The following is a 22,996-nucleotide window of genomic DNA, read 5'->3' on the forward strand; positions in this document are numbered from 1 at the left end:
GTTCAGGCAACGGCATGTTGCTTTGCCAGGTGGGTGGCAAAGTGCTACAAGTAAAAAGGTGAACAAGGATGTTGGTTATGCCAAATCAAGCATCATATTTTTCCTACTGGGGTAAAGCATCGCCACTGAGTCAAGCTGGTGAACGATTTCATTTGCTACCTTTTCACTGCCTGGATGTAGCTGCCTGCGGTCAGGCGCTGATCAGCTTGCCGTCTTTTTCGCTCAAGCCTTTGGCCGAAGAGCTGGGTTGGACACAACCTCAAGTCGAGTCGTTGTTCACCTTTTTCCTCACCCTGCATGATCTGGGCAAGTTCGCCCGAGCCTTCCAGGGGCTGGTACCCGATCTTTCGCCGGATTTGGTTCCGGCTGAACCCGGCAAATGCTACGACCGGCGACACGATACGCTGGGTTGGCTGCTTTGGTCGCAGGATCTTGCCGCTGACGACCCCATAGACAATCTACCGCAGCCTGAGCACGAGTTCTGGGCCGTATGGGTGCGCAGCGTGGTCGGTCATCATGGCAAACCGCCGGAAGAGGTGGCCGATGCCGGCCTGACCGCGCTGGAGCTCACTGATTTTTTCCTGCGTGCCGATCGGCGCGCGGCCCGTGAGTTTGTGCAGGCGCTGGCTGGCTGGATGCTCCCGGCCGATTTGCCGGTGCCTGATCGCGAGCAGTTGAAGATACTCAGGCGGCATGCTTGGCGCCTGGCTGGGCTGGCAGTATTGGCCGACTGGTTGGGTTCGAACCAAGGCTATTTTCCCTATCGCAGCCTGCCGATGTCATTGCCGGAGTACTGGGAGTTGGCCCGGCAGCAGGCTGAACACGCCGTAATCGCGTCCGGGTTGAGGTGGCAGCCGCTGCGACCCTGGTCCAACCCGCTGGAGTTGTTTGATTATCTACGTGAACCGACGCCATTGCAGGCCTACGCAGCCACAGTGCCACTGGAACACGGGCCGCAACTGTTTTTGTTGGAGGATGTGACCGGGGCCGGCAAAACTGAAGCGGCATTGATACTGGCACAGCGCCTGATGCAAGCCAATCTAGCCCATGGCCTGTATTTCGCCCTGCCCAGCATGGCGACAGCGAATCAGATGTATCAACGGGTTGGAGGGGTATATCGCCGACTCTATGAACCTCAGGCAAAACCGTCATTGATATTGTCCCACGGTGCGCGCCAACTGATTGAGGGCTTCCGGCAAAGCATTCTGCAAAGCGCCGAACAAGCGGAGGATTGCCGTTATCAGCCCGACGAGGGCTCGGCCAGTGTTCAGTGCAATGCCTGGCTGGCGGACAACCGCAAGAAAGCGTTATTGGCTGAGGTTGGGGTGGGTACGCTGGATCAGGCTCTGCTTGCCGTACTGCCCGCTCGGCATCAGTCCCTGCGCCTGCTGGGGCTGGCGGGCAAGGTGTTGCTGGTGGATGAGGTGCACGCCTACGACCCTTACATGATGACCGTGTTGAAGACCCTGCTGATTGCGCATGCCCGGCAAGGTGGCAGCGTGATACTGCTCTCGGCCACCTTGCCACTGGCGGCCCGCGAAGAACTGCTGGCGGCCTATCGATTCGGGCTTGGCGTAACGGCTGAGACGGTTGTTGATGATCGGCGCTATCCGCTGGCTACACAGGCCGGCAAATCCCTGAACAGTCATGCCTGCGAAACGCGCCCACAACTGCGACGAAGCGTGGCTGTGCGTCCGTTGCACGATGAGGCGTCCGTGGTGGAGTTGATAGTTGCTCAAGCAAGGGTCGGTCGTTGCGTCTGTTGGATTCGCAACACCGTGGACGATGCGCGTCGGGCCAACCAATTGCTGGCTGAGCATCTGCCGGAAGAGCAACGGATACTCTTCCATAGCCGCTTCGCCATGGGCCATAGGCTGGATATCGAGGCACAGGTGCTGGCCCGTTTTGGCAAGGCGTCGACCGGACAGGTGCGTGCCGGGCAGGTGCTGGTGGGTACGCAGGTGTTGGAGCAGAGCCTGGATTTTGATGTCGATCTGATGGTATCTGATCTTGCGCCTGTTGATTTGCTGATTCAGCGAGCAGGACGGTTGCAGCGTCATGCGCGGCAGGCCAGCGGCGACCTGGCTGTTGATGCGGTCGAGCGGCGCGAACCCCCGGTGTTGTACCTGTTGACACCGGAGCCCGTCGAGAATCCGCCGGCGGACTGGTACGCCAGTTTGTTTCCCAAGGCTTGCTATGTCTACCCGGATGCAGGCCGGCTTTGGCTGGGCGCGCGGGCATTGTTGCAAGCGGGCTGTATTGTGACACCGGGTGAACAGGGGCAGACCGGCGCTGTGCGAGAACTGGTCGAAGCGGTGTATGGCAGTGAAGTTGACGATGTGCCGAATGCACTTAAGAAAGCCAGTCAGGACCAGCTCGGGAAAGATATGGCCATGCAGAGTCAGGCTCATTTCAACGGCCTGCGCCTGGACAAGGGCTACTGCATTGACAGCAGTGCCCGCTGGTATGAAGACCATGCCGTGCCCACGCGTCTTGGCGATGAAACCCAGGCGCTGTACCTGGCGCTATGGACCGATGGCGAGTTGCAGCCACTGTGCGCCGATGCGGCCTATCCCTGGGAAGAGTCCGCAGTGCGTATAGCCGCCCATCGTGCCCGCGAGCTGGCACCGGACTGGCAGCAACAGTTTGCCGCGCCACTGGAACAACTGCGTAACCGCTATCGGCTGCTGGAAGAGCCGGCCTTTATCTTGCCTTTGGTGACTTCAGGAACCGCTCTGGTCGGCAAAGTGTTGGATGAAAAAGGACGGGTGCTGGATATGCGTTATGACAGGCAACAGGGGCTGAGTTGGTGAGGATCTGTTGCCTAGACATGAAGGTGTGAAATGGATGAGGACCGCTCATGGATTTGTTAAGTGATACCTGGCTGCAGTGCCGCCATCGTGATGGCACGCTGAAGCCGATAGCTATTGGGCAGATAGGGCTAGAAGACTGTTTAGAGCTGGTTGCGCCACGCCCCGACTTCCGTGGTGCGCTCTATCAGTTTCTGATCGGGTTGCTGCAAACCGCCTACGCGCCAGAGGATCTTCAGGAGTGGCGTGATCGCTATGCCAACCCACCTACCGCTGATGACCTGGCAGAGGTTTTCGCTCCTTACCGCGACGCCTTCCAGCTGGAAAACTCAGGGCCTACCTTTATGCAGGACCTGACCTTGCCCGATGACGTCAATCAGCTGCCGGTGCTGGAGCTGTTGATTGATGCCGGCTCATCGAGCAATCAGTATTTCAACAAGCCGGCGGTTGAGCACGGCATGTGCGAGGGCTGCTTTACCCAGGCGTTGCTCACCATGCAGTTGAACGCGCCCTCTGGCGGACGAGGCATTCGGACCTCGCTGCGTGGTGGCGGTCCGTTGACGACCTTGCTGGTGCCAGCCGAACAGAACGCGACGCTTTGGCAAAAGCTCTGGCTCAACGTCTTGCCTCTTGATGCACTCGATCACCCGCCGATCAAGATGCTCAGTGACGTATTGCCCTGGCTGGCACCAACCCGCACCAGCGATGACAAACAGGGCCAGGATACACCGCCGGAGTCGGTGCACCCCTTGCAGGCGTACTGGAGCATGCCGCGGCGCATTCGCCTGGATGCAGCCACCTTGGATCAGGGGGATTGCGCGGTATGCGGTGCCCAGAATGTAAAGCGTATCCGTCATTACCGTACCCGCCATGGCGGCACCAACTACACCGGGACATGGACTCACCCGCTGACACCCTACAGCCTGGACTCGAAAGGAGAAAAGCCGCCGCTCTCGATCAAGGGGCGTCAGGCCGGGCGAGGTTACCGTGACTGGCTGGGTCTGGTACTTGGTAATGAAGATCACCAGCCGGATGCCGCGCAGGTTGTTCGGCACTTCACCGCCAAACTGGGCAAGCCGTCCGTGCGCTTGTGGTGCTTCGGTTTCGATATGTCGAACATGAAAGCGTTGTGCTGGTACGACAGTCTGTTGCCGGTACACGGCGTGGCACCTGACGTTCAGCGGAAGTTTACCCGCAGCGTCAAGCAGGTGCTGGATTCGGCCAATGACATGGCCTCCGTTCTGCACAAACAGGTCAAAGCGGCCTGGTTTCGCCGTCCGGGCGATGCCGGTCAGGAGCCTGCCGTGACGCAAAGTTTTTGGCAGGGCTCTGAGACGGCCTTTTATCAGGTGCTGGAGCAGCTCAGCAAGCTCGATTTTGACAGCGCGGCCGAGTTGGCAGCGATCTACAGAGCCTGGTTGCAGGCCACGCGTCGTCTGGTGCTAAGTCTGTTTGACCACTGGGTGCTGAGCGGTCCGCTGGAAGATATGGACATGCAACGCGTGGTCAAGGCCCGGGCTGATCTGGCCAAAGAGCTGAATACTGGCAAGGCACAAAAGCCGCTGTGGACAATCGTTAATCAACATCTCAAGGAGCAGGCATGAAGCCGAGAAAGCCCAGATTGAACGAGGCCCAGCAGCGCTGGGTGCGCGACTGGTGGCGCGCCTTGCAGCCCCGCGCCGAGGGTGATGAACCCATACCCGGCGAGCTGTCTGTCATGGGGAGGGGTGAGCGGGCACAACTGCGCCGCTGCACCGATGCCGATGAGCTGCTTACCCAGTCAGCCACCCTGCTGCTGGCGCACCGTTTGGTTGCACTCAATGGTGAGCGAGGCCCTTTGCCTGATAATTCCTTGAGCTACGAGCGCATGGCCTGGGTGGCCGGGGTGCTGGCTAACGTCAAGGACGACCTGCGTGACGGCAAGAGTCTGGCTACGCACCTTGGGCAGGCTGCTGATGCCGAGCGCCCGCCGATGAGCGAACTGCGTTTCAGGGCTATGCAGCGCGGCACGGCGATGCAGGAGCTATTCCTGCATTGGCGTCGGGCGTTGCAACTGGCCGGGGGCAAGACTGATGTGGCACACCTGGCAGATGACCTGCTGAGCTGGCAGATAGAGCAGGGCCAGTCTGCTGCTCAGGCGAGCAACGGGGTCAAATTTCACTGGGCCTATGACTACTATCTGAGCGCCCGGGACCGGGCAGCCGCCAAAGAACCTGAATTCAACAAGGAGATATCCAAATGACTCGTTTTGTGCAATTGCACCTGCTGACGTCCTACCCGCCCGCCAACCTTAACCGCGATGATCTGGGCAACCCGAAAACCGCACGCCTAGGCGGTGTTGAACGTCTGCGTGTGTCCTCGCAAAGTCTCAAACGCGCTTGGCGTACCTCGGAGCTGTTTCAGCAACAGTTGGCCGGGACTATCGGCACGCGCACCAAGCGCCTTGGTATCGAGGTTTTCGAGGCACTGCTGGGTGCTGGTGTCACTGAGAAGCAGGCGCGTGAGTGGGCTGGACAAATCGCCAAGGTTTACGGGGCTGCGAAAAAGGATAATCCACTGGAAATCGAGCAGCTGGTCCATATCGCGCCTGAAGAGCGTGCTTCGCTGGATCAACTGGTGGCCACCCTTGCCGCGGAAAAACGCGGCCCAACGGATGAGGAGTTGGACGCCCTGCTGCACCACCAGACAGCGGTGGATATCGCCATGTTTGGTCGCATGCTGGCCTCCAAAACACAGTTCAACGGAGAGGCCGCAGTGCAGGTAGCCCATGCCATCGGCGTGCACGCATCGGCTATTGAGGATGACTACTTCACCGCCGTTGACGATCTCAACCGCAATGATCCTGGCGCTGCGCATATCGGTGAATCCGGTTTCGCCGCTGCAGTGTTCTACCAGTACATCTGCATCGACCGCGATCTGCTGAAACGGAATCTGGGGGGCGATGAAGTGCTGACTCAAAAGGCACTCCGGGCTCTGACTGAAGCGGCGCTCAAAGTGGGGCCCAGCGGCAAGCAAAACAGCTTCGCCAGCCGGGCTTTCGCCCACTTTGCGCTGGCCGAGAAAGGCACTGATCAGCCGCGCTCTCTGTCACTGGCCTTCGTCAAACCGGTGGCCGGCACAGACTATGCCGGTGATGCCGTTGCGGCCTTGCAACAGGTGCGCGACAACATGGACAAGGTCTATGGAGTCTGCGCTGAAAGCCGCTGCCAGTTCAATGTGCTGACGGGTGAAGGGTCAGTGGCCGACCTGCTTGATTTTGTCGCCGCGGAGTGAGCCATGACTGACTATCTACTGCTGCGGCTCTATGGCCCGCTGGCCAGCTGGGGCGAGATTGCAGTCGGCGAATCGCGACACTCGGCGGTACAACCGTCGCGTTCCGCGCTGCTTGGTTTGCTGGGTGCAGCGCTGGGTATCGAGCGGCACGATGATGCCGCTCAGCAGGCGCTTGTGGACGGTTACCGCTTTGCGATCAAGCTGGAATGCATAGGTTCGCCCTTGCGTGACTATCACACGGTTCAGGTAGGCGTGCCGCCGCGCAAGTTCCAGTTTCGCTCACGTCGTCAGGAATTGGCTGCCGACAAAGTCGATACTATTCTGTCGACCCGTGAGTACCGCTGTGACAGCCTCGCGTTGGTTGCTGTGGAAGCCTTGCCCGGTGCGCCGGTGGACTTGGCCTCCCTGGCCGAAGCGCTGCGTAAGCCGCGCTTCGCCTTGTATCTGGGGCGCAAATCCTGCCCGCTTGCTTTGCCGTTGAGTCCAAAAATTCTTGCCGCCAGCAGTGTGCGTGAGGTGTTCGACAATCTGGAATTGCCTTCCTTGCTGGGTTTGTTGGATCGCTATCAGCCCGAGCAAGCCTGGCCAAGTCGACAGGACCAACAGGCACTACGTCCCGGTGTCGCGCGATACTATTGGGAAGACGGGATGACTGCTGGCATGGCGCCGAGCTTTGAGGCCCAACGACATGATCAGCCACTCTCCCGTCGCCGCTGGCAGTTTGCACCGCGCCGCGAATGGGTGGCCTTGAATGATGGAGGGCAGTCATGAGCCATTATTTCTCGCTTGTTAGACTGATCGGCAGTCCGCGTCACGATGCCTGGCTGCGTGACTTGTCGCGCCATGGTGAAGCCTACAGGGATCATGCGTTGATCTGGCGCCTGTTCCCGGGCGATGGCGCTGCACGTGACTTTGTTTTCCGCCGCCTTGAGGACGAAAAAAGTTTCTATGTGGTTTCAGCACGACCACCACAGGCCGATGCGGGGTTATTCCATATCCAGAGCAAAGCCTATTCGCCTGAGTTGGCCGAGGGTGATTGGGTGCGATTCGACCTGCGTGCCAATCCCACCGTCAGCGTGCGCCGGGAAAATGGTCGCTCACAGCGTCATGATGTGCTGATGCACGCCAAGCAGCTTGCCAGCACAGAAAAATCGGCACTACCTGAGCGGCTGGAAGCAGCAGGCAGGGAATGGCTGAAAGACAGGGCGGAACGCTGGGGACTGGATTTGCGTACTGACAGTCTTATGCAAAACGGTTATCGCCAGCAGCGGTTGAAGCGCAAGGGTAAACACATCGCTTTTTCCACGTTGGACTATCAGGGCATTGCCCAGGTGACGGACCCTGAACAATTGCGCCGGGCACTGCTCGACGGGGTTGGACACAGCAAGGGCTTTGGCTGCGGGCTGTTGCTGGTAAAACGTGTGGACTGAAGTGATATGGCTCAACACAGGGAAAGAGAGCATAAGATGAAAGCGAAACTGAGTGTTCTTGATCAGGACATCAGTACTGATACCAGGGATGGCGTCGAATACATCTGTATTACCGATATTGCGCGCTACAAGAATGCGGAGCGAACTGGGGCTATACTCGGCAATTGGTTACGTAACCGTAACACCATCGAGTTCCTGGGGGTTTGGGAGCAAATCCATAACCCCGATTTTAAAGTCATCGAATTCGATGACTTTAAAAAACAGGCTGGCCTTAATAGCTTCACCTTGACCCCCAAGCAATGGATTGAGAAGACCAATGCGATTGGTCTGAAATCCAAGGCTGGACGTTACGGCGGTACCTACGCCCAGAAAGATATCGCGTTCGAATTTGCCAGCTGGATTTCGGTTGAGTTCAAGCTCTACCTGATCAAGGAATTTCAGCGGCTCAAGGAGCAGGAGTATAGGCAGTTGGGCTGGGATATCCGGCGCAATCTGGCCAAGGTGAACTACCTGATACATACCGATGCCATACGCGAAAATTTGATACCGGATACCCTGACTGCCCAGCAGATCAGTCGCGTCTATGCCAGCGAGGCTGATCTGCTGAATATGGCGTTGTTTGGCGTGACCGCCAAGGAGTGGCGCGAGAGCAACCCCACACTGAAAGGCAATATCCGCGATCATGCCAATGTTCACCAACTGGTTTGTCTGGCCAACCTGGAAGCGATGAATGCCCACTTTATAGAGCAGGGTGTGGCTCAGCACGAACGGCTGGCAAGGCTTAACGAACTAGCCATCCGGCAAATGCGCGTGCTGCAGGATAAGGCCACGAGTCTGCTGCCATCGCCGGATAAGGGAGACTAAACATGGCCGGCAATACAGTGCTACCGCCGTTGAAGCCCTTGCCCATGAAAGACAGGGTATCCATGATCTTCGTCCAGTATGGTCAGATTGATGTGTTGGATGGCGCCTTCGTCGTGATCGACAAAAACGGTGTACGCATGCATATCCCGGTTGGCTCGGTCGCTTGCATTATGTTGGAACCCGGCACACGGGTATCCCATGCAGCCGTGCATTTAGCCTCCACCGTGGGCACCTTGCTGGTCTGGGTAGGTGAGTCCGGTGTGCGCCTGTACGCCAGCGGTCAGCCGGGCGGTGCCCGTGCAGATCGCTTGTTATACCAAGCCAAACTGGCACTGGACGATGACCTGCGGCTGAAAGTGGTACGCAAAATGTACGAAGTGCGTTTTGGCGAGCCTGCTCCAGCCAGACGTAGTGTTGAGCAATTACGTGGCATCGAGGGAGCCAGGGTCCGCGAAACCTATAAGCTGCTGGCCCGCCAATATGGTGTGGATTGGCGTTCGCGCAACTACGACCGCCAGCAGTGGGATGTTGCAGACGTCCCGAATCGCTGTCTATCCGCAGCAACATCGTGCTTGTATGGCATTACCGAGGCTGCCGTTCTGGCGGCAGGTTATGCTCCCGCCGTTGGTTTCATCCATACCGGCAAACCCCTGTCCTTCGTCTATGACATTGCAGACCTGTTCAAATTCGAAACGGTCGTACCACTGGCTTTTCGCATTGCCGCCAAGGCACCGATGCAACCAGAGCGTGAAGTTCGCTTGGCTTGCAGGGACCTTTTTCGCTCTAGCAAAATTCTGGCGAAAATCATTCCAACCATTGAAGAAGTGCTGGCATCAGGTGGCATTTCACCCCCAGAAGCGCCGCCGGAGTCTGTTCCACCTGCGATTCCCAACCCAGAAAGCCTTGGCGATGCCGGGCACCGGTCGCAGTAATGAGCTTTCTGGTTGTGGTCACAGAGAACGTGCCGCCACGCCTGCGTGGCCGAATGGCCATCTGGCTGCTGGAAGTTCGCGCAGGCGTGTATATCGGCAATGTCTCCAGACGTACCCGCGAAATGATCTGGCAGCAGCTAAGTGAAGGCCATGAAGATGGCAATGTGGTCATGGCTTGGTCGAGCAATCATGAATCCGGCTACGAGTTTCAAACGCTAGGGCCAAATCGGCGCCTGCCAGTTGAGTTCGATGGCTTGCATCTGGTCGCTTTCCACCCCCAGGAAAGCGATGATCTTTAACAAAATAATTTTGGTAGAATTTTAGAGGCCAATTTTTCCTATATGGAACAACTGGTTACTCTAAGTGTGTTCCCCGCACCTGCGGGGATGAACCGGGCCGGGGCGTTTGCGCTGTCAGGGGCGTCCCGTGTTCCCCGCACCTGCGGGGATGAACCGTTTCCCGCTGGCCTCGTGCGTCTCAATCGGCAGTGTTCCCCGCACCTGCGGGGATGAACCGCCCGTACCACTGGACTTTGTCTTGGGTTTGAGGTGTTCCCCGCACCTGCGGGGATGAACCGCGCGGGCTGACGAAAGCCTGTCACGAGGTAGTGTGTTCCCCGCACCTGCGGGGATGAACCGATATTGTGTTTGGTGTTGACGTGGCGCCATAGGTGTTCCCCGCACCTGCGGGGATGAACCGTTGATTATTGGTTGCATGGGCGTGCCTGCATGGTGTTCCCCGCACCTGCGGGGATGAACCGACGGTCAACGACATTTTCACGATTGTCCGCGGGTGTTCCCCGCACCTGCGGGGATGAACCGCTGCTGCGGGTATGGAGCTGGTTCGATCAGCAGTGTTCCCCGCACCTGCGGGGATGAACCGGCACAGATGAGTCGCGCCATGCGCTCTCTGTTGTGTTCCCCGCACCTGCGGGGATGAACCGTGGATGCAGCCACTGGGGGGGCAAGGCCAGGAGTGTTCCCCGCACCTGCGGGGATGAACCGGGCATAGAGAAGATGCTCCAGCGGCGCGGAGTGTGTTCCCCGCACCTGCGGGGATGAACCGAACGGCGTGGTGCGATCCGGGTGCATCGGAATGTGTTCCCCGCACCTGCGGGGATGAACCGCGATATTTCCAAACTGCGCAGTGACTTCACCGGTGTTCCCCGCACCTGCGGGGATGAACCGCGCATCCTTTATTTCTTTGGCCAGATATTCAGGTGTTCCCCGCACCTGCGGGGATGAACCGGCGCGCAGAATTGCCATCCCGGGCAACGAAAAGTGTTCCCCGCACCTGCGGGGATGAACCGCCGTGAACGTCCCATACAGCTCATTACGGACAGTGTTCCCCGCACCTGCGGGGATGAACCGATCAGACCGTCATGCTTGAAAATAGCGAAGTGGTGTTCCCCGCACCTGCGGGGATGAACCGTTGGCTGCGTGACAAGTATCGATGGCATCGATGTGTTCCCCGCACCTGCGGGGATGAACCGCTCTTCATCGGCTCGAACCATGCCGGCAGCAGGTGTTCCCCGCACCTGCGGGGATGAACCGCCATGTTACGACACTGGTCCTCTTGGGCTGATGTGTTCCCCGCACCTGCGGGGATGAACCGCGCATCCTCGTAGCCATCCAGACCCGCGCTGAGTGTTCCCCGCACCTGCGGGGATGAACCGCGGGTTTTTTGTGCCTGGAGAAAACATGGCAAGTGTTCCCCGCACCTGCGGGGATGAACCGTACCGATGAAAAATTGCAGGTGACCGCCATGGGTGTTCCCCGCACCTGCGGGGATGAACCGTTCTTTCTTTCCCACTCATACCAGAACTTCAAGTGTTCCCCGCACCTGCGGGGATGAACCGAGGTGTTCATGCCGCACATGCTGCTGCCGAACGTGTTCCCCGCACCTGCGGGGATGAACCGATCAGATGCTGGTTGCGCAGGCGCTTGGCAACGTGTTCCCCGCACCTGCGGGGATGAACCGGCCCGAGCAATGACTATCGCAACGAACCTTCGGTGTTCCCCGCACCTGCGGGGATGAACCGAAGAACCAGGTTGCCGACAAGCAGCTCGTGCCGTGTTCCCCGCACCTGCGGGGATGAACCGCCTCTTACGCCGCCAACCCAACCGATGCATGAGTGTTCCCCGCACCTGCGGGGATGAACCGGGCGTGCGCCTAGCGCCGTTTGTTGCCCCCATGTGTTCCCCGCACCTGCGGGGATGAACCGCCGCTGTGCCCGCGCAGGGCAGCCCGCCTTATGTGTTCCCCGCACCTGCGGGGATGAACCGTCTTGCGTGAAGAGACTCGAGCTATTGGCGATGTGTTCCCCGCACCTGCGGGGATGAACCGCCACGGGAGTCGCTGAGCTTACGGGGTTTATCGTGTTCCCCGCACCTGCGGGGATGAACCGCCAGTTGTTTGCCCCCTCCCCTGAGTCGAATTGTGTTCCCCGCACCTGCGGGGATGAACCGTTCATCCGCGAGTCAAAGCAGTTCGAGGGGAGGTGTTCCCCGCACCTGCGGGGATGAACCTGTCCGCAACCGTCCGCAATTTGATAAAAGGCCGTGTTCCCCGCACCTGCGGGGATGAACCTGTGACGCCCTACGGCGCAACGTGCGCAGCTCAGTGTTCCCCGCACCTGCGGGGATGAACCGCGGTACGGCGACTCAGAGGCGGCCTTGGTGATGTGTTCCCCGCACCTGCGGGGATGAACCGATGATGGCTTCACCATCACAGTGAGCGAGTCGGTGTTCCCCGCACCTGCGGGGATGAACCGCAGTTGAGCAGCAGAAAAGCGGGCGTTTTCCAGTGTTCCCCGCACCTGCGGGGATGAACCGATATCGGGGACAGCGCTAGCGACCCGTTCAAAGTGTTCCCCGCACCTGCGGGGATGAACCGCTGCCCGAGGCGGCGGACGCAGGGTGCGCGGTCGTGTTCCCCGCACCTGCGGGGATGAACCGTTGGAGTCATTTCCGAACCAGCCGGCATTCGGGTGTTCCCCGCACCTGCGGGGATGAACCGAACCTGGTCAGGGCCTGGCCGGTGTCCATGATGTGTTCCCCGCACCTGCGGGGATGAACCGGAGATTCATCATGAACCTAGACCAAGAACTCAGTGTTCCCCGCACCTGCGGGGATGAACCCCTGGCGGGTGTCTGCTCCAGTTCCAGGGAGAGTGTTCCCCGCACCTGCGGGGATGAACCGGCATTCCGATGATGACGCCACTCGATACGGCAGTGTTCCCCGCACCTGCGGGGATGAACCGGCCACTGGCCGGGTTGACGGCATTGTGGCGTCGTGTTCCCCGCACCTGCGGGGATGAACCGCCAAATACCATCACAGCCCAGAAACTTCATAGGTGTTCCCCGCACCTGCGGGGATGAACCGCGTCTGCATCGGTGCTGCTTTCAGGCATGGCCGTGTTCCCCGCACCTGCGGGGATGAACCGGCCAGCACACGCCCGGCAATACACACCACCCGGTGTTCCCCGCACCTGCGGGGATGAACCGCCGCAGACGCGGCCTAACCACAGCAAGCGAGGGTGTTCCCCGCACCTGCGGGGATGAACCGGGCATGTGGACTGACGATGCTCGGGTAAAGATGTGTTCCCCGCACCTGCGGGGATGAACCGACATCAGCAGCTTTCGCAGCCTGCGCACCGCCGTGTTCCCCGCACCTGCGGGGATGAACCGTGGGAAGCCTTCAACAAGAGTAAGAGTAACGTGTGTTCCCCGCACCTGCGGGGATGAACCGGCCGCGAAAATATCTTTAGTTACTTCATGCCAGTGTTCCCCGCACCTGCGGGGATGAACCGCAATTAACGAAGCCTTTTGCCATGTGTCGGATGTGTTCCCCGCACCTGCGGGGATGAACCGGTGACCGGTTTCACATCGTGCGCCCTTGGCCGGTGTTCCCCGCACCTGCGGGGATGAACCGTGGGTACTGATTACATCGTCACCCCTTACGGCGTGTTCCCCGCACCTGCGGGGATGAACCGCCGCAAAAGGCGATTGCCGCCGACATGGACTAGTGTTCCCCGCACCTGCGGGGAAGAACCGCAACGCCACCGCACAACATCGAGCCTGGCCAGCGTGTTCCCCGCACCTGCGGGGATGAACCGGGCAGCGTCCTGCATCCGCTGGTCTTGGCGACGTGTTCCCCGCACCTGCGGGGATGAACCGGGCAGCGTCCTGCATCCGCTGGTCTTGGCGACGTGTTCCCCGCACCTGCGGGGATGAACCGGGCAGCGTCCTGCATCCGCTGGTCTTGGCGACGTGTTCCCCGCACCTGCGGGGATGAACCGCCAACGGCGAACTAAATGCCCAGCTTGCGAGCGTGTTCCCCGCACGGTCGGTCACTATGCGTCCTTTCCATGATGTATTGAGCGCGGTTGTTTCCAATTGGCAACGGTTAACTTCTTCTGAGGTTATTATCCGGTTCGATTCCGGCGCCGCGCACTCAGCACCCCTGTTTATACCGTCCTGACACTATCCACCCCCATATCCGCTGGTCAGTTCGCCCCCCGAAACCCGAGCCCTTGTTCGGCTTTTTTGATAGTGTGCGCACCGGCTTGTATGGCCGTCGTTTTCAATTCAAATTGTTTTAATAAACCTCTCCTATTCTCTATCCCGAGTATAAGAACTGGGAACTGATATCCCGGTTTGGGGTTCCTATGGGGGAATGCTCTGAAAAATGAGGTAGCTATGTCTTTGAAATTGCTCACTCTTTTTTCCGGTTTGGTGTTGCTTTCGCTGACAGCAGGGGCGAATGAGCGGACCGTGTACGGACTCAGTGAAACCGCTCTGATCAAGGATCTGGAGTTGGAAGTGCCGGCCAAGCTGGACACCGGGGCAGTGACTTCGTCACTGAGTGCGCAGAATGTCGAGATGTTCAAGCGTGACGGCCAGGACTGGGTGCGTTTCGAGCTGGCGGTCGAAGGTGCGCAGGAAGGCAAGACGCTGGTCAAGCCGGTGGTGCGGGTCAGTCAGATCAAGCGCCGGGCCGATGATATTCCCGATGAAGACAGCAAGACCTATACCGTTCGACCGGTGATCGAAATGGCTGTGTGCATGGGCGACAGCCTGCAGCATATTGAGGTGAATCTGGCCGACCGTACCGGGTTTGAGTACCCGTTTCTGATGGGCGCTACCGCGTTGCGCGAGTTCAATGCGCTGGTGGCGCCGGATTTGAGTTATCAGGCAGGTAGTCCCAACTGCGCCTAAGAGCCATCCGGCTACCCCGCCAATCCTGACCTATACTTGCCATAACGGGCGCGGTGGCCGCAAGAGTGCTGCTGCGCCTGTTGTCATTGCCTTTACCCGGGCGATGGCTGGGGGCCGGCCACAAGCTGGCTGACATGCACGGTCCGGCTTACCGGCCGACCCGCGATGCACCGGTACCCGTGTGGCACTGGTAGGAGGATTGTCGATGCCTCTGTCGGTTCAGATTCCTTTCACCCGTTTCCTCGATGACCAGGGGCGTGCCCTGGATTCCTTGCCGGCCTGGGCCAGCGATGCCGAACTGCTGCGTAATTTTTATCGGCACATGGTGCTGGTGCGGGCCTTTGACCAGAAATGCATTGCTTTGCAGCGTACCGGCCAGATCGGTACCTATGCTTCGACCCTGGGTCAGGAGGCCGTTGGTACGGCGCTAGGCCAGGCGATGAGCCGTGAGGATGTGCTGGTGCCCTATTACCGTGACACCGCCATTCAGTTGCTGCGCGGTGTCGCCATGCACGAGATCCTGCTGTATTGGGGCGGCGATGAGCGTGGCAGCGCCTGGACTGATCCGGCCTGCGCCGAGGATTTTCCGATTTGTGTGCCGATTGCCACCCAGGCCTGCCATGCCTGCGGGGTGGCGGCGGCGTTTCGTACCCGGCAACAACACCGGGTTGCGGTTACTACCTGTGGCGATGGCGCCACCAGCAAGGGGGACTTTTTGGAAAGCCTGAACCTGGCCGGTGTCTGGCAGTTGCCGGTGGTGTTCGTGGTCAACAACAACCAGTGGGCGATTTCGGTGCCGCGCAGCCTGCAGAGTGCTGCGCCGACGCTGGCGCACAAGGCGCTGGCGGCCGGGATTCCCGGTGAGCAGGTCGATGGCAACGATGTGCTGGCGGTCTATGACCGGGTTCAGGCGGCGATTGAGCGGGCTCGGGCCGGCAAGGGCGCGAGTCTGGTCGAATGCGTGACCTATCGGCTGGGTGACCATACCACCGCCGATGATGCCAGCCGCTATCGCAGTGACGAGGCGCTCAAGGAGGCCTGGCAGCATGAGCCGATCGGCCGTTTTCAGCGCTTTCTGCATGCCCGTGGCGAGTGGGACGAGTCCCGCGAGCAGGCCTTGCAGGCTCAGGTCGGGGAGTTGATCGCGGCGGCGGTGGAAACCTATAAGGCGGTGCCGCCCGCGGCGCCGACGGCGGCGTTCGATCATCTGTATGCGCGCTTGCCGGCGTTCTATCAGGCCCAGCGAGAGCAGTTGGCGGCCCGTATCGAGGCCCTGGGAGGTGAGTCATGACCGAGACTGGCAAGCTGACCATGGTCGAGGCGATCAACCTGGCTTTGCACCGGGCCATGGCCGACGATCCCGATGTGGTGGTGCTGGGTGAGGATATCGGCATCAATGGCGGGGTGTTCCGGGCTACGGTGGGGTTGCATGAGCGCTTTGGCTTTCGCCGGGTGATGGACACCCCGCTGGCGGAAACCCTGATCACCGGCATCAGCATCGGCATGGCGGCTCAGGGGCTGAAACCGGTGGCCGAGATCCAGTTCATGGGCTTTATCTATGCTGGCATGGAACAGTTGGTGTCCCACGCCAGCCGGCTACGCAGCCGTACCTGCGGTCGATTGAGTTGCCCGATGGTGCTGCGCACTCCGCATGGTGCCGGCATCCACGCGCCGGAACATCACGGTGAAAGCACCGAGGCGATGCTGGCGCATGTGCCCGGTTTGCGGGTGGTCATTCCGTCATCGCCCAGGCGCGCTTACGGCCTGCTGCTGGCGGCAATTGCCGATCCTGATCCGGTGATTTTCCTTGAACCCTCGCGGCTTTATCGTTCGGTCCAGCAGGTGGTCGAGGACGATGGTCAGGCCCTGCCGCTGGATACCTGCTTCACCCTGCGCGAAGGGGCGGATCTGACGCTGGTGAGCTGGGGCGCGGCGTTGAAAGAAACCCTGGAAGCCGCCGCGCGGCTGGCCGAGGAGGGCATTGACTGCGAGGTAATCGATGTTGCCACGCTCAAGCCGCTGGATGCCGATACCCTGGCGGCTTCGGTCAGCAAGACCGGGCGCTGCGTGGTGGTGCATGAGGCGGCGGCCTCCTTTGGTCCGGGGGCCGAGATAGTCACGCTGCTGCAGGAGCGCGCTTTCTATGAACTGCAGGCGCCGGTACACCGGGTAACCGGCTATGACTGCGTGATTCCCTATGCCCGGCGGGAAATGGCCTGGCTGCCGGACGTGGAGAGCATCTGCCGGGCGGCCCATGAGGTAATGCAAGGGGGTGAGGCATGAAAACCTTCCGGCTGCCCGATCTGGGCGAAGGCTTGCAGGAGGCGGAAATCGTCGAGTGGCACGTCAAGGCGGGTGATAGCGTGGCGGTCGATCAGTTGCTGGTGTCGGTGGAAACCGCCAAGGCGATTGTCGAGGTGCCCTCGCCGCAGGCCGGGGTGATTAGCCGCTGTTATGGCGAGCCGGGTGACCTGCTGCACGTTGGCGAGCCATTGGTGACGTTCGAAGGGGTAGGGGATGACAGCGGTACTGTGGTCGGCAAGCTGGGCCCGGCCAGTGGTGACAGTGACCTGGCCAGTGATGACTTTCATATCGGCGCCGCCCCCAGCACCCGCGAGTTTCAGCCTGCCAGGGCGGCCCCGGCGGTACGTCGGCTAGCGCAGGAGCTGAAGGTCGAACTCAGTGCGCTCAGCGGCAGTGGCGCGGGTGGGCTGGTGACCGAGCAGGATGTGCGCCAGGCTGCCGGCAAGGGGGCGGGCGAGGCGCTGCGCAGTGTGCGCCGGACCATGGCTAAGAACATGTCGCGCGCGCATGCCGAGGTGGTGCCGGTAATGATTGTCGAGGATGCCGATCTGCATCGGTGGCCGGGTGGTGCACGCGATCCGATGCTGCGTCTGGCGCGGGCGATTGCCCATGCCTGCACTCAGGAGCCGGCGCTCAATGCCGCTTTCGATGGTCGGCGGTTGACGCTGGAGCGCCACGCCCAGGTTGATCTGGGCGTGGCGGTGGATACTCCGGATGGGCTGTTTGTGCCGGTATTGCGTGATGTTGCCCGGCGCAACCCGGACGATCTGCGCGAGGGTCTGGCGCGGCTGCGCCGGGACGTTGCCAACCGCTCGATTCCGCCCCAGGAGCTGATGGGCGCGACTATCACCCTGTCCAATTTCGGCACCCTGTTTGGTCGCTACGCCAACCCGATCGTCGTGCCGCCGCAGGTGGCGATCATTGGCGCCGGGGTGATTCGCGATGCGGTGGTGGCCTGGCAGGGGCAGCCAACGGTGCACCCGCTGTTGCCGTTGTCGCTGACCTTCGACCATCGGGCGGTGACCGGCGGCGAGGCGGCGCGCTTTCTCAAGGCACTGGTGGCGGACCTGGAAAAGCCGGACTGAGCCTGGCTGGTTGGCCCGTAACGGATGGGGTTGTCGGGGTAACTTGATCGGGATCAAAACCCGCTCTCTCGGCTACCCCTACACTGGCAGCCTTATGCCATGATGGAGCCAGCCATGCCGGGCTTACAAAGGATGCCATTGCGCTACAAGTTCTGGGCGGTCAACGCACTGGCACTGCTGTGCGTGCTGATTCTGGTGCTGGTGGCCATGACGCTGGAGCAGCGCAGCGTCAATCAGGCCCGTCAGGAACAGGCCCGGGATCTGTTGCGCATCTGGCATGGCGCTGATCCCGGCGAATTGTCCGGTCCTTTGCAGCCGCTGGTGATTGAGCCCGATGAACAGGATCCGCAACTGCGCCATCTGGCGCAAAGTGCCAACAGCGAGCCGCGCTGGGTGCCTGTTAGCGGCTTGGTGTTGTGGGGTGAAGAGCAACTGATCGGGGCCTGGACTTTGTACCAGCCGGGTGCCCAGGTCCTGGCAGTGCAGGTTCGGGGCAAGAGCTTTCAGCAGATCTTCATCCAGCGTGCCGGGCTATACGCCCTGGCGGTATTTCTGTTGATGCTGGCAGTACTGGCCGGCTCGCAGTTGCTGATTCGCTTCATCGAAGGTCATCAGCGCCAACTGCGGCGCATGGCCCACTATGATGGGCTGACCGGACTGCCCAACCGGGTGCTGGCGATGAACCGCCTGCAGCATGCGCTGGAGCGGATCAAACGCCGCGGTGGACATCTGGCGGTGGTGTTTATCGATCTGGACCGGTTCAAAACCATCAATGACAGCTACGGTCACGGCTTTGGCGATGCGGTGCTGCAGGCGGTGGCCGAGCGCCTGCAGTCACGTTGCCGTGAAGAAGACACCCTGTCACGCCTTGGCGGTGACGAGTTCCTGCTGATTCTCGAGTCGTTGTCGTCACCCTGGCAGGCCAGCCAGGTGGCGCGCGACCTGTTGAGTCTACTTGAGCGCCCGTTGCTGCTGGCCGATGAGCGCGAAGTGTATGTCAGTGCCAGCCTGGGCATTGCTTTGTTTCCCGGTGACGGGCTGGATGCCACCGAACTGGTGCGCAATGCCGATGCGGCAATGTTCCGGGCCAAGTCCCGGGGGCGCAATACCTACAGTCACTATCTGCCATGCCTGACCGAGCAGGCGCGCGAGCGTTTCGAGCTGGAGCGAGCGTTGCGCACGGCGCTGGCCAACGGCGAGCTGAGTCTCAACTACCAGCCGTTAGTTAGTCTGGAGCACGGCCAGGGGCTGGGCGCTGAGGTCCTGTTGAGCTGGCATAGCCCCAGCCATGGCCAGGTGCCGCCCGCGCGCTTCATTCCCCTGGCCGAAGACAGTGGCCTGATCGTCCCCATCGGCAGTTGGGTGCTTAATCAGGCCTGTCAGCAGGCCCAGCAGTGGCGCAGCCAGGGGCTGGAGCTGGAGACGCTGGCAGTCAACCTGTCGCCAGTGCAGTTTCTGCATCAGGATATCGTTGCGCTGGTCGGTGCGGCACTGGAAAGCAGCGGTTTGCCCGCGCAGCATCTGGAGCTGGAGATCACCGAGGGAGCGCTGATGCACCACAGTGCTCAGGCCGAGCAGACCCTCAAGGCGCTCAAGGCGCTGGGGGTAAGGGTTGCCCTGGATGACTTTGGCACCGGTTACTCGTCACTGGCCTATCTACGGCGCTTCCCGCTGGACAAGTTGAAGATCGACAAGAGCTTTCTCGCTGAGGTACCGGCCAATCAGGGCGACTGCCAGTTGGTGCACACCATCATTGAACTGGCCCACAACCTGGGGCTGCGGGTGCTGGCCGAAGGCATTGAGCGCAGCGAGCAGTGGCACTGGCTGCAAACGCAGCACTGCGAACTGGGCCAGGGGTTTCTGTTTGCCAGGCCGATGCCGGCAGAGGCCTTCGCCAACTGGTGGGCGGCCCAACCGCTGTCGGCTACGCCACAGCCGGTGAGCTGAGAGCGCACAGGCGATTGCGCCCGGCGGCCTTGGCCCGATACATGCGCTGGTCGGCCAGTTCCAGCAGATCCCGGCGACTCTGGAGCTGGTCGTAGCGGTATTCGGCCAACCCGATGCTGGCGGTCAGCGGCTGACCATCGGGGCGAAAGCCCAGGCCATTGGCTTGTACCCGCTCCAGAGCCTTGCGGGCCTGGGTCATGTCAGTGTCGGGCATGATCAGCAGAAACTCCTCGCCACCCCAGCGCACCAGGCTGTCGGTGCTGCGGACGCTGAGCTGGAGCTGCCGGGTGGCGTTGATCAGGGCTTGGTCGCCGGCTTCGTGGCCGTGCTGGTCGTTCAGCGCCTTGAAGTGATCAAGGTCGATAAAGGCCACCGCCAGGGCGCTGTTGTTACGCTGGGCCGCGTCCCAGTGCAGGCTGAGAATTTCCTCGCCGCTGCCGCGGGAAAATACCCCGGTCAACGGATCGCGGATCGCCTGACGTACCAGCGCAATCATGAACGCCAACTGGCTGATTCCGGCCAGGCTGGTGACCCCGCCAATCAGCATCAGCAGCCAGAAGGCACCAGCGAACGACGGCCAGTTCAGGGTGGTCCAGCTCAGGTAGCCGGCAAAGGCCTGGGCCAGCAGCAGTACCAGCGCCATGACCAGATTTTCCGCCAGAGTCAGGGGAAATACCGCCAGCCCGGCCATCAGCACGAAGGGCAGAAAGGCATAGCCAGCACCGACGGCTGCGGAGAAACTGCTGAGCTGATAGGCCCCGAGCAAGGTGTGCGAAGCGATATAGAACAGGGTAGGGATAGCGAACAGGATTGCCAGTGCCCGATAGGCGTTGAACAGACTGCCATTGGGCTTGTACAGCCACAGCAGAGCAAAGAAGGCCAGGCACACCAGACCGCGCAGGGCTGCCAGTTTCAGCCACAGGGTTAGCGGAAACACCATAAGATCAATCACGCTCCACAGGGGCGTCAGCACGGCAAACAACAGGGCGAACAGTCGCACTCGGCTGACGATCAGGGTGGCACGGCGCTGGCTCAGCAGCAGGGGTTGGCCCAGAGGTGACAGTAGTTGGGGTAGAAGTTGGGGCGGCAGTTCGGTGGACAGCAGATTGCCCAGGCGCTGCCAAAGCTGTTCGCGACGTACGATCATTGTTATGGGCTTCCCATGCCGCAAATAGTGGCTTGATGCCATATTCAAGCACGGGCGGATTGAGCAAACCTTGATCAGGATCATGGTCAAGGCTGGGAGTGCGCGATTACGAGCTGAGCGGTTTAAGCGTCTCGCTGTCGAACTGCTCGTCCAGTGCCGGCGACGACCAACTGCTCCAGCGGCCGTCAGGCTCGCGGCTCAACAGCAGTACCATAAGGTTCTGCTGGCGGGCCAACTCCTGGGCCTGCTCCGGGCCGACCACCATCAGTGCGGTGGCCCAGGCGTCGGCGAGCATGTTCGAGGGATGCAGTACGGTGACCGAGGCCAGTCGATGCTGCATCGGCTGGCCGCTACGCGGATCAATGGTGTGCGAGTAGCGCTGGCCATCATCCTCAAAGAAGTTGCGGTAGTCGCCAGAGGTGGCCACCGACAGGTCATGAATCGGCAGGATATGCCGGGCCACCTGAGTTTGGCTGCTGTCCGGCAACTCGACCCCAATGCGCCAGGGCTGGCCGGGTCTGCGCTCACCCAGGCCAACCAGGTCACCACCGATATTGACCAGATGGTTATCCTGTCCCTGGGCCAGCAGCCAGGCCGAGACCCGGTCAACGCCATAGCCCTTGGCGATGCCGGACAGGTCAACGAAATGATCGCTCAGGCGCCGGGCCCGGTGCTGCTGCTGATCCAACTGCAGATGGGTGTGGCCGCTCTGGGCCAGGCGGGCGGCCAGCTCATCGGGTTCGGGAATCCGAGAGGGGCGGGCCTCAGGACCAAAACTCCAGAGATTGACCAACGCTCCGACGGTGATGTCGAAGGCTCCGTCACTGGCCTCGGCCACCTGTTGCGCGGCGCTCAGGACCGTCATCAGCTCGGCGGACAGTTCCAGCCATTGACCGACCGGCTGGCGGTTCAGGCGCATCAGCTCGGAGTCATCGCGATAGGTCGACATGCTGGCATCCACGGCCTCCAGCTCGGCCTCTATCCCTTCACGCAGGCGGGCCAGTTCGTCCTTGCCGAGCGAGCCGGGCAGGCTGATCTGGTAAAAGGTGCCAAAGATCTGGCCATCCAGATGCTGGATTTCTGGTTCCCGTGGCTGGCAGGCTGCCAGCAACAGGGCCAGGGTCAGCAGCAGGAAGGGGCGCATGCTTGTGGACAGGGCAGTCATCACTGGGCTCCGATCAAAGGAAAATCCACAACAGGAACAGGCCCAGTACCACGCGGTAGATCACGAACGGCTGCATGCCGATCCGCTTGATAAAGGCCAGGAAGTAATGGATGCACAGATAGGCGCTGACGCCTGAGAGCAGGATGCCGGCTAGCATGAAGGTCCAGTTCACCGGCTCGCCCGATTGGATCAGGTCTTTGCCTTCCAGGCCGCAGGCCAGCACGATCACCGGGATCGACAGCAGGAATGAAAAGCGCGCGGCCGCCTCGCGGCTCAAGCCCAGCATCAGTGCGGCGGTCATGGTGATGCCCGAGCGTGAGGTGCCTGGGAACAGGGCGATAGCCTGGGCGATACCGATCAACAGCACGTCTTTCCAACGCATCTCGCTGACTTCGCGCTCACCCTTGTGGCGCCAATCGGCCCAGCCCAGCAGCAGGCCGAAGCCGATCAGGCCAACCGCAATCCAGACCGGTGAGCGCAATACGGTTTCAATGGTGCCCTTGAATGCCAATCCGGCCAGCCCGACCGGGATGGTGCCAAGGATCACCGCCCAGGCCAGCCGGGCGTCGGCGTCCAGTTGCCGGGTCGTCAGCGAGCGCACCCAGCTCTGGGTCATGTTGATCAGGTCGGCCCGGAAGTAGATCAGCACGGCGGCCAGACTGCCCAGGTGCAGGGCCACATCGAAGGCCAGGCCCTGGTCGGGCCAGTCGGTCAGTACCGGGACCAGAATCAGGTGCGCCGAACTGGAAATCGGCAGAAACTCGGTGAGGCCCTGGACAATCGCCAGGATGATGACTTGCAGCCAATCCATCAGAAAAATT

Annotated in this window: 17 protein-coding genes and 1 CRISPR repeat array; of the genes, 14 read left to right on the forward strand and 3 right to left on the reverse strand. The window is 60.9% G+C overall.

Annotated elements, in window-relative coordinates; translation table 11 throughout:
- Positions 1-77 precede the first annotated feature (77 nt).
- The 14 genes from BVH74_RS05360 (at position 78) to BVH74_RS05425 (ending at position 19,863) form a co-directional block, all read left to right on the forward strand.
- Positions 78-2,813, forward strand: coding sequence for a CRISPR-associated helicase/endonuclease Cas3 (locus BVH74_RS05360; RefSeq protein WP_080049069.1), 2,736 nt, complete (start codon positions 78-80; stop codon positions 2,811-2,813).
- Positions 2,814-2,860: 47 nt separating this feature from the next.
- Positions 2,861-4,414 (forward strand): type I-E CRISPR-associated protein Cse1/CasA, encoded by a 1,554-nt coding sequence (gene casA / locus BVH74_RS05365; protein WP_080049070.1) that lies wholly within the window; start codon positions 2,861-2,863, stop codon positions 4,412-4,414.
- Positions 4,411-5,052, forward strand: a complete 642-nt coding sequence (gene casB, locus BVH74_RS05370; RefSeq protein ID WP_080049071.1) for a type I-E CRISPR-associated protein Cse2/CasB — start codon at positions 4,411-4,413, stop codon at positions 5,050-5,052. The genes casA and casB overlap by 4 nt, the downstream gene beginning before the upstream one ends.
- A complete protein-coding gene (gene cas7e, locus BVH74_RS05375; RefSeq protein WP_080049072.1) occupies positions 5,049-6,083 on the forward strand; it encodes a type I-E CRISPR-associated protein Cas7/Cse4/CasC in 1,035 nt (344 codons plus the stop codon). The genes casB and cas7e overlap by 4 nt, the downstream gene beginning before the upstream one ends.
- 3 nt (positions 6,084-6,086) lie before the next feature.
- Entirely contained in the window at positions 6,087-6,854 is a 768-nt protein-coding gene (gene cas5e / locus BVH74_RS05380; protein ID WP_080049073.1) for a type I-E CRISPR-associated protein Cas5/CasD, read from the forward strand.
- The gene (gene cas6e / locus BVH74_RS05385; protein ID WP_080049074.1) at positions 6,851-7,513 is read left to right on the forward strand and encodes a type I-E CRISPR-associated protein Cas6/Cse3/CasE; all 663 of its coding nucleotides are present in this window, start codon (positions 6,851-6,853) and stop codon (positions 7,511-7,513) included. The genes cas5e and cas6e overlap by 4 nt, the downstream gene beginning before the upstream one ends.
- 36 nt (positions 7,514-7,549) lie before the next feature.
- Positions 7,550-8,377, forward strand: coding sequence for a KilA-N domain-containing protein (locus BVH74_RS05390; RefSeq protein ID WP_080049075.1), 828 nt, complete (start codon positions 7,550-7,552; stop codon positions 8,375-8,377).
- A gap of 2 nt (positions 8,378-8,379) precedes the next feature.
- Entirely contained in the window at positions 8,380-9,309 is a 930-nt protein-coding gene (cas1e, locus tag BVH74_RS05395) for a type I-E CRISPR-associated endonuclease Cas1e (protein ID WP_218189166.1), read from the forward strand.
- Positions 9,309-9,608: a type I-E CRISPR-associated endoribonuclease Cas2e gene (gene cas2e, locus BVH74_RS05400; protein ID WP_080049076.1), complete on the forward strand. Its 300-nt coding sequence runs from the start codon at positions 9,309-9,311 to the stop codon at positions 9,606-9,608. The genes cas1e and cas2e overlap by 1 nt, the downstream gene beginning before the upstream one ends.
- Before the next feature lie 66 nt (positions 9,609-9,674).
- Positions 9,675-13,608: a CRISPR direct-repeat array (repeat unit 29 nt; unit sequence GTGTTCCCCGCACCTGCGGGGATGAACCG).
- Positions 13,609-14,008: 400 nt separating this feature from the next.
- On the forward strand, positions 14,009-14,527 hold the full coding sequence (locus tag BVH74_RS05405) for an ATP-dependent zinc protease family protein (protein WP_080049077.1): 519 nt from the start codon (positions 14,009-14,011) through the stop codon (positions 14,525-14,527).
- Between the two features lie 205 nt (positions 14,528-14,732).
- Complete coding sequence (gene pdhA / locus BVH74_RS05410) at positions 14,733-15,818, forward strand: pyruvate dehydrogenase (acetyl-transferring) E1 component subunit alpha (RefSeq protein ID WP_080049078.1); 1,086 nt, start codon at positions 14,733-14,735, stop codon at positions 15,816-15,818.
- On the forward strand, positions 15,815-16,810 hold the full coding sequence (locus BVH74_RS05415; protein ID WP_080049079.1) for an alpha-ketoacid dehydrogenase subunit beta: 996 nt from the start codon (positions 15,815-15,817) through the stop codon (positions 16,808-16,810). Before pdhA ends, BVH74_RS05415 begins: the two co-directional genes overlap by 4 nt.
- Complete coding sequence (locus tag BVH74_RS05420) at positions 16,807-17,916, forward strand: dihydrolipoamide acetyltransferase family protein (RefSeq protein ID WP_080049080.1); 1,110 nt, start codon at positions 16,807-16,809, stop codon at positions 17,914-17,916. Before BVH74_RS05415 ends, BVH74_RS05420 begins: the two co-directional genes overlap by 4 nt.
- Before the next feature lie 114 nt (positions 17,917-18,030).
- Complete coding sequence (locus BVH74_RS05425; RefSeq protein WP_165443814.1) at positions 18,031-19,863, forward strand: putative bifunctional diguanylate cyclase/phosphodiesterase; 1,833 nt, start codon at positions 18,031-18,033, stop codon at positions 19,861-19,863.
- On the opposite strand, the gene BVH74_RS05430 is transcribed toward BVH74_RS05425, so the two are convergent.
- From BVH74_RS05430 to BVH74_RS05440, 3 genes are all read right to left on the reverse strand, one after another.
- Positions 19,841-21,010, reverse strand: a complete 1,170-nt coding sequence (locus tag BVH74_RS05430; RefSeq protein WP_080049082.1) for a GGDEF domain-containing protein — start codon at positions 21,008-21,010, stop codon at positions 19,841-19,843. The two genes, BVH74_RS05425 and BVH74_RS05430, sit on opposite strands and share 23 nt — an antisense overlap.
- Before the next feature lie 106 nt (positions 21,011-21,116).
- Complete coding sequence (locus BVH74_RS05435; protein ID WP_205890199.1) at positions 21,117-22,175, reverse strand: FAD:protein FMN transferase; 1,059 nt, start codon at positions 22,173-22,175, stop codon at positions 21,117-21,119.
- Positions 22,176-22,188: 13 nt separating this feature from the next.
- Positions 22,189-22,986 (reverse strand): undecaprenyl-diphosphate phosphatase, encoded by a 798-nt coding sequence (locus BVH74_RS05440; protein WP_080049083.1) that lies wholly within the window; start codon positions 22,984-22,986, stop codon positions 22,189-22,191.
- Between the last annotated feature and the right edge of the window lie 10 nt (positions 22,987-22,996).

This window comes from Halopseudomonas phragmitis (assembly GCF_002056295.1).
Classification (GTDB): Bacteria; Pseudomonadota; Gammaproteobacteria; order Pseudomonadales; family Pseudomonadaceae; genus Halopseudomonas; species Halopseudomonas phragmitis.

What these genes read in the sequence shown, in the direction of transcription:
- BVH74_RS05360 (WP_080049069.1), top strand. Translation starts at nt 78, where the DNA reads ATGCCAAATCAAGCATCATATTTTTCCTACTGGGGTAAAGCATCGCCA.
- casA (WP_080049070.1), top strand. Translation starts at nt 2,861, where the DNA reads ATGGATTTGTTAAGTGATACCTGGCTGCAGTGCCGCCATCGTGATGGC.
- casB (WP_080049071.1), top strand. Translation starts at nt 4,411, where the DNA reads ATGAAGCCGAGAAAGCCCAGATTGAACGAGGCCCAGCAGCGCTGGGTG.
- cas7e (WP_080049072.1), top strand. Translation starts at nt 5,049, where the DNA reads ATGACTCGTTTTGTGCAATTGCACCTGCTGACGTCCTACCCGCCCGCC.
- cas5e (WP_080049073.1), top strand. Translation starts at nt 6,087, where the DNA reads ATGACTGACTATCTACTGCTGCGGCTCTATGGCCCGCTGGCCAGCTGG.
- cas6e (WP_080049074.1), top strand. Translation starts at nt 6,851, where the DNA reads ATGAGCCATTATTTCTCGCTTGTTAGACTGATCGGCAGTCCGCGTCAC.
- BVH74_RS05390 (WP_080049075.1), top strand. Translation starts at nt 7,550, where the DNA reads ATGAAAGCGAAACTGAGTGTTCTTGATCAGGACATCAGTACTGATACC.
- cas1e (WP_218189166.1), top strand. Translation starts at nt 8,380, where the DNA reads ATGGCCGGCAATACAGTGCTACCGCCGTTGAAGCCCTTGCCCATGAAA.
- cas2e (WP_080049076.1), top strand. Translation starts at nt 9,309, where the DNA reads ATGAGCTTTCTGGTTGTGGTCACAGAGAACGTGCCGCCACGCCTGCGT.
- BVH74_RS05405 (WP_080049077.1), top strand. Translation starts at nt 14,009, where the DNA reads ATGTCTTTGAAATTGCTCACTCTTTTTTCCGGTTTGGTGTTGCTTTCG.
- pdhA (WP_080049078.1), top strand. Translation starts at nt 14,733, where the DNA reads ATGCCTCTGTCGGTTCAGATTCCTTTCACCCGTTTCCTCGATGACCAG.
- BVH74_RS05415 (WP_080049079.1), top strand. Translation starts at nt 15,815, where the DNA reads ATGACCGAGACTGGCAAGCTGACCATGGTCGAGGCGATCAACCTGGCT.
- BVH74_RS05420 (WP_080049080.1), top strand. Translation starts at nt 16,807, where the DNA reads ATGAAAACCTTCCGGCTGCCCGATCTGGGCGAAGGCTTGCAGGAGGCG.
- BVH74_RS05425 (WP_165443814.1), top strand. Translation starts at nt 18,031, where the DNA reads ATGCCGGGCTTACAAAGGATGCCATTGCGCTACAAGTTCTGGGCGGTC.
- BVH74_RS05430 (WP_080049082.1), bottom strand. Translation starts at nt 21,010, where the DNA reads ATGATCGTACGTCGCGAACAGCTTTGGCAGCGCCTGGGCAATCTGCTG.
- BVH74_RS05435 (WP_205890199.1), bottom strand. Translation starts at nt 22,175, where the DNA reads ATGACTGCCCTGTCCACAAGCATGCGCCCCTTCCTGCTGCTGACCCTG.
- BVH74_RS05440 (WP_080049083.1), bottom strand. Translation starts at nt 22,986, where the DNA reads ATGGATTGGCTGCAAGTCATCATCCTGGCGATTGTCCAGGGCCTCACC.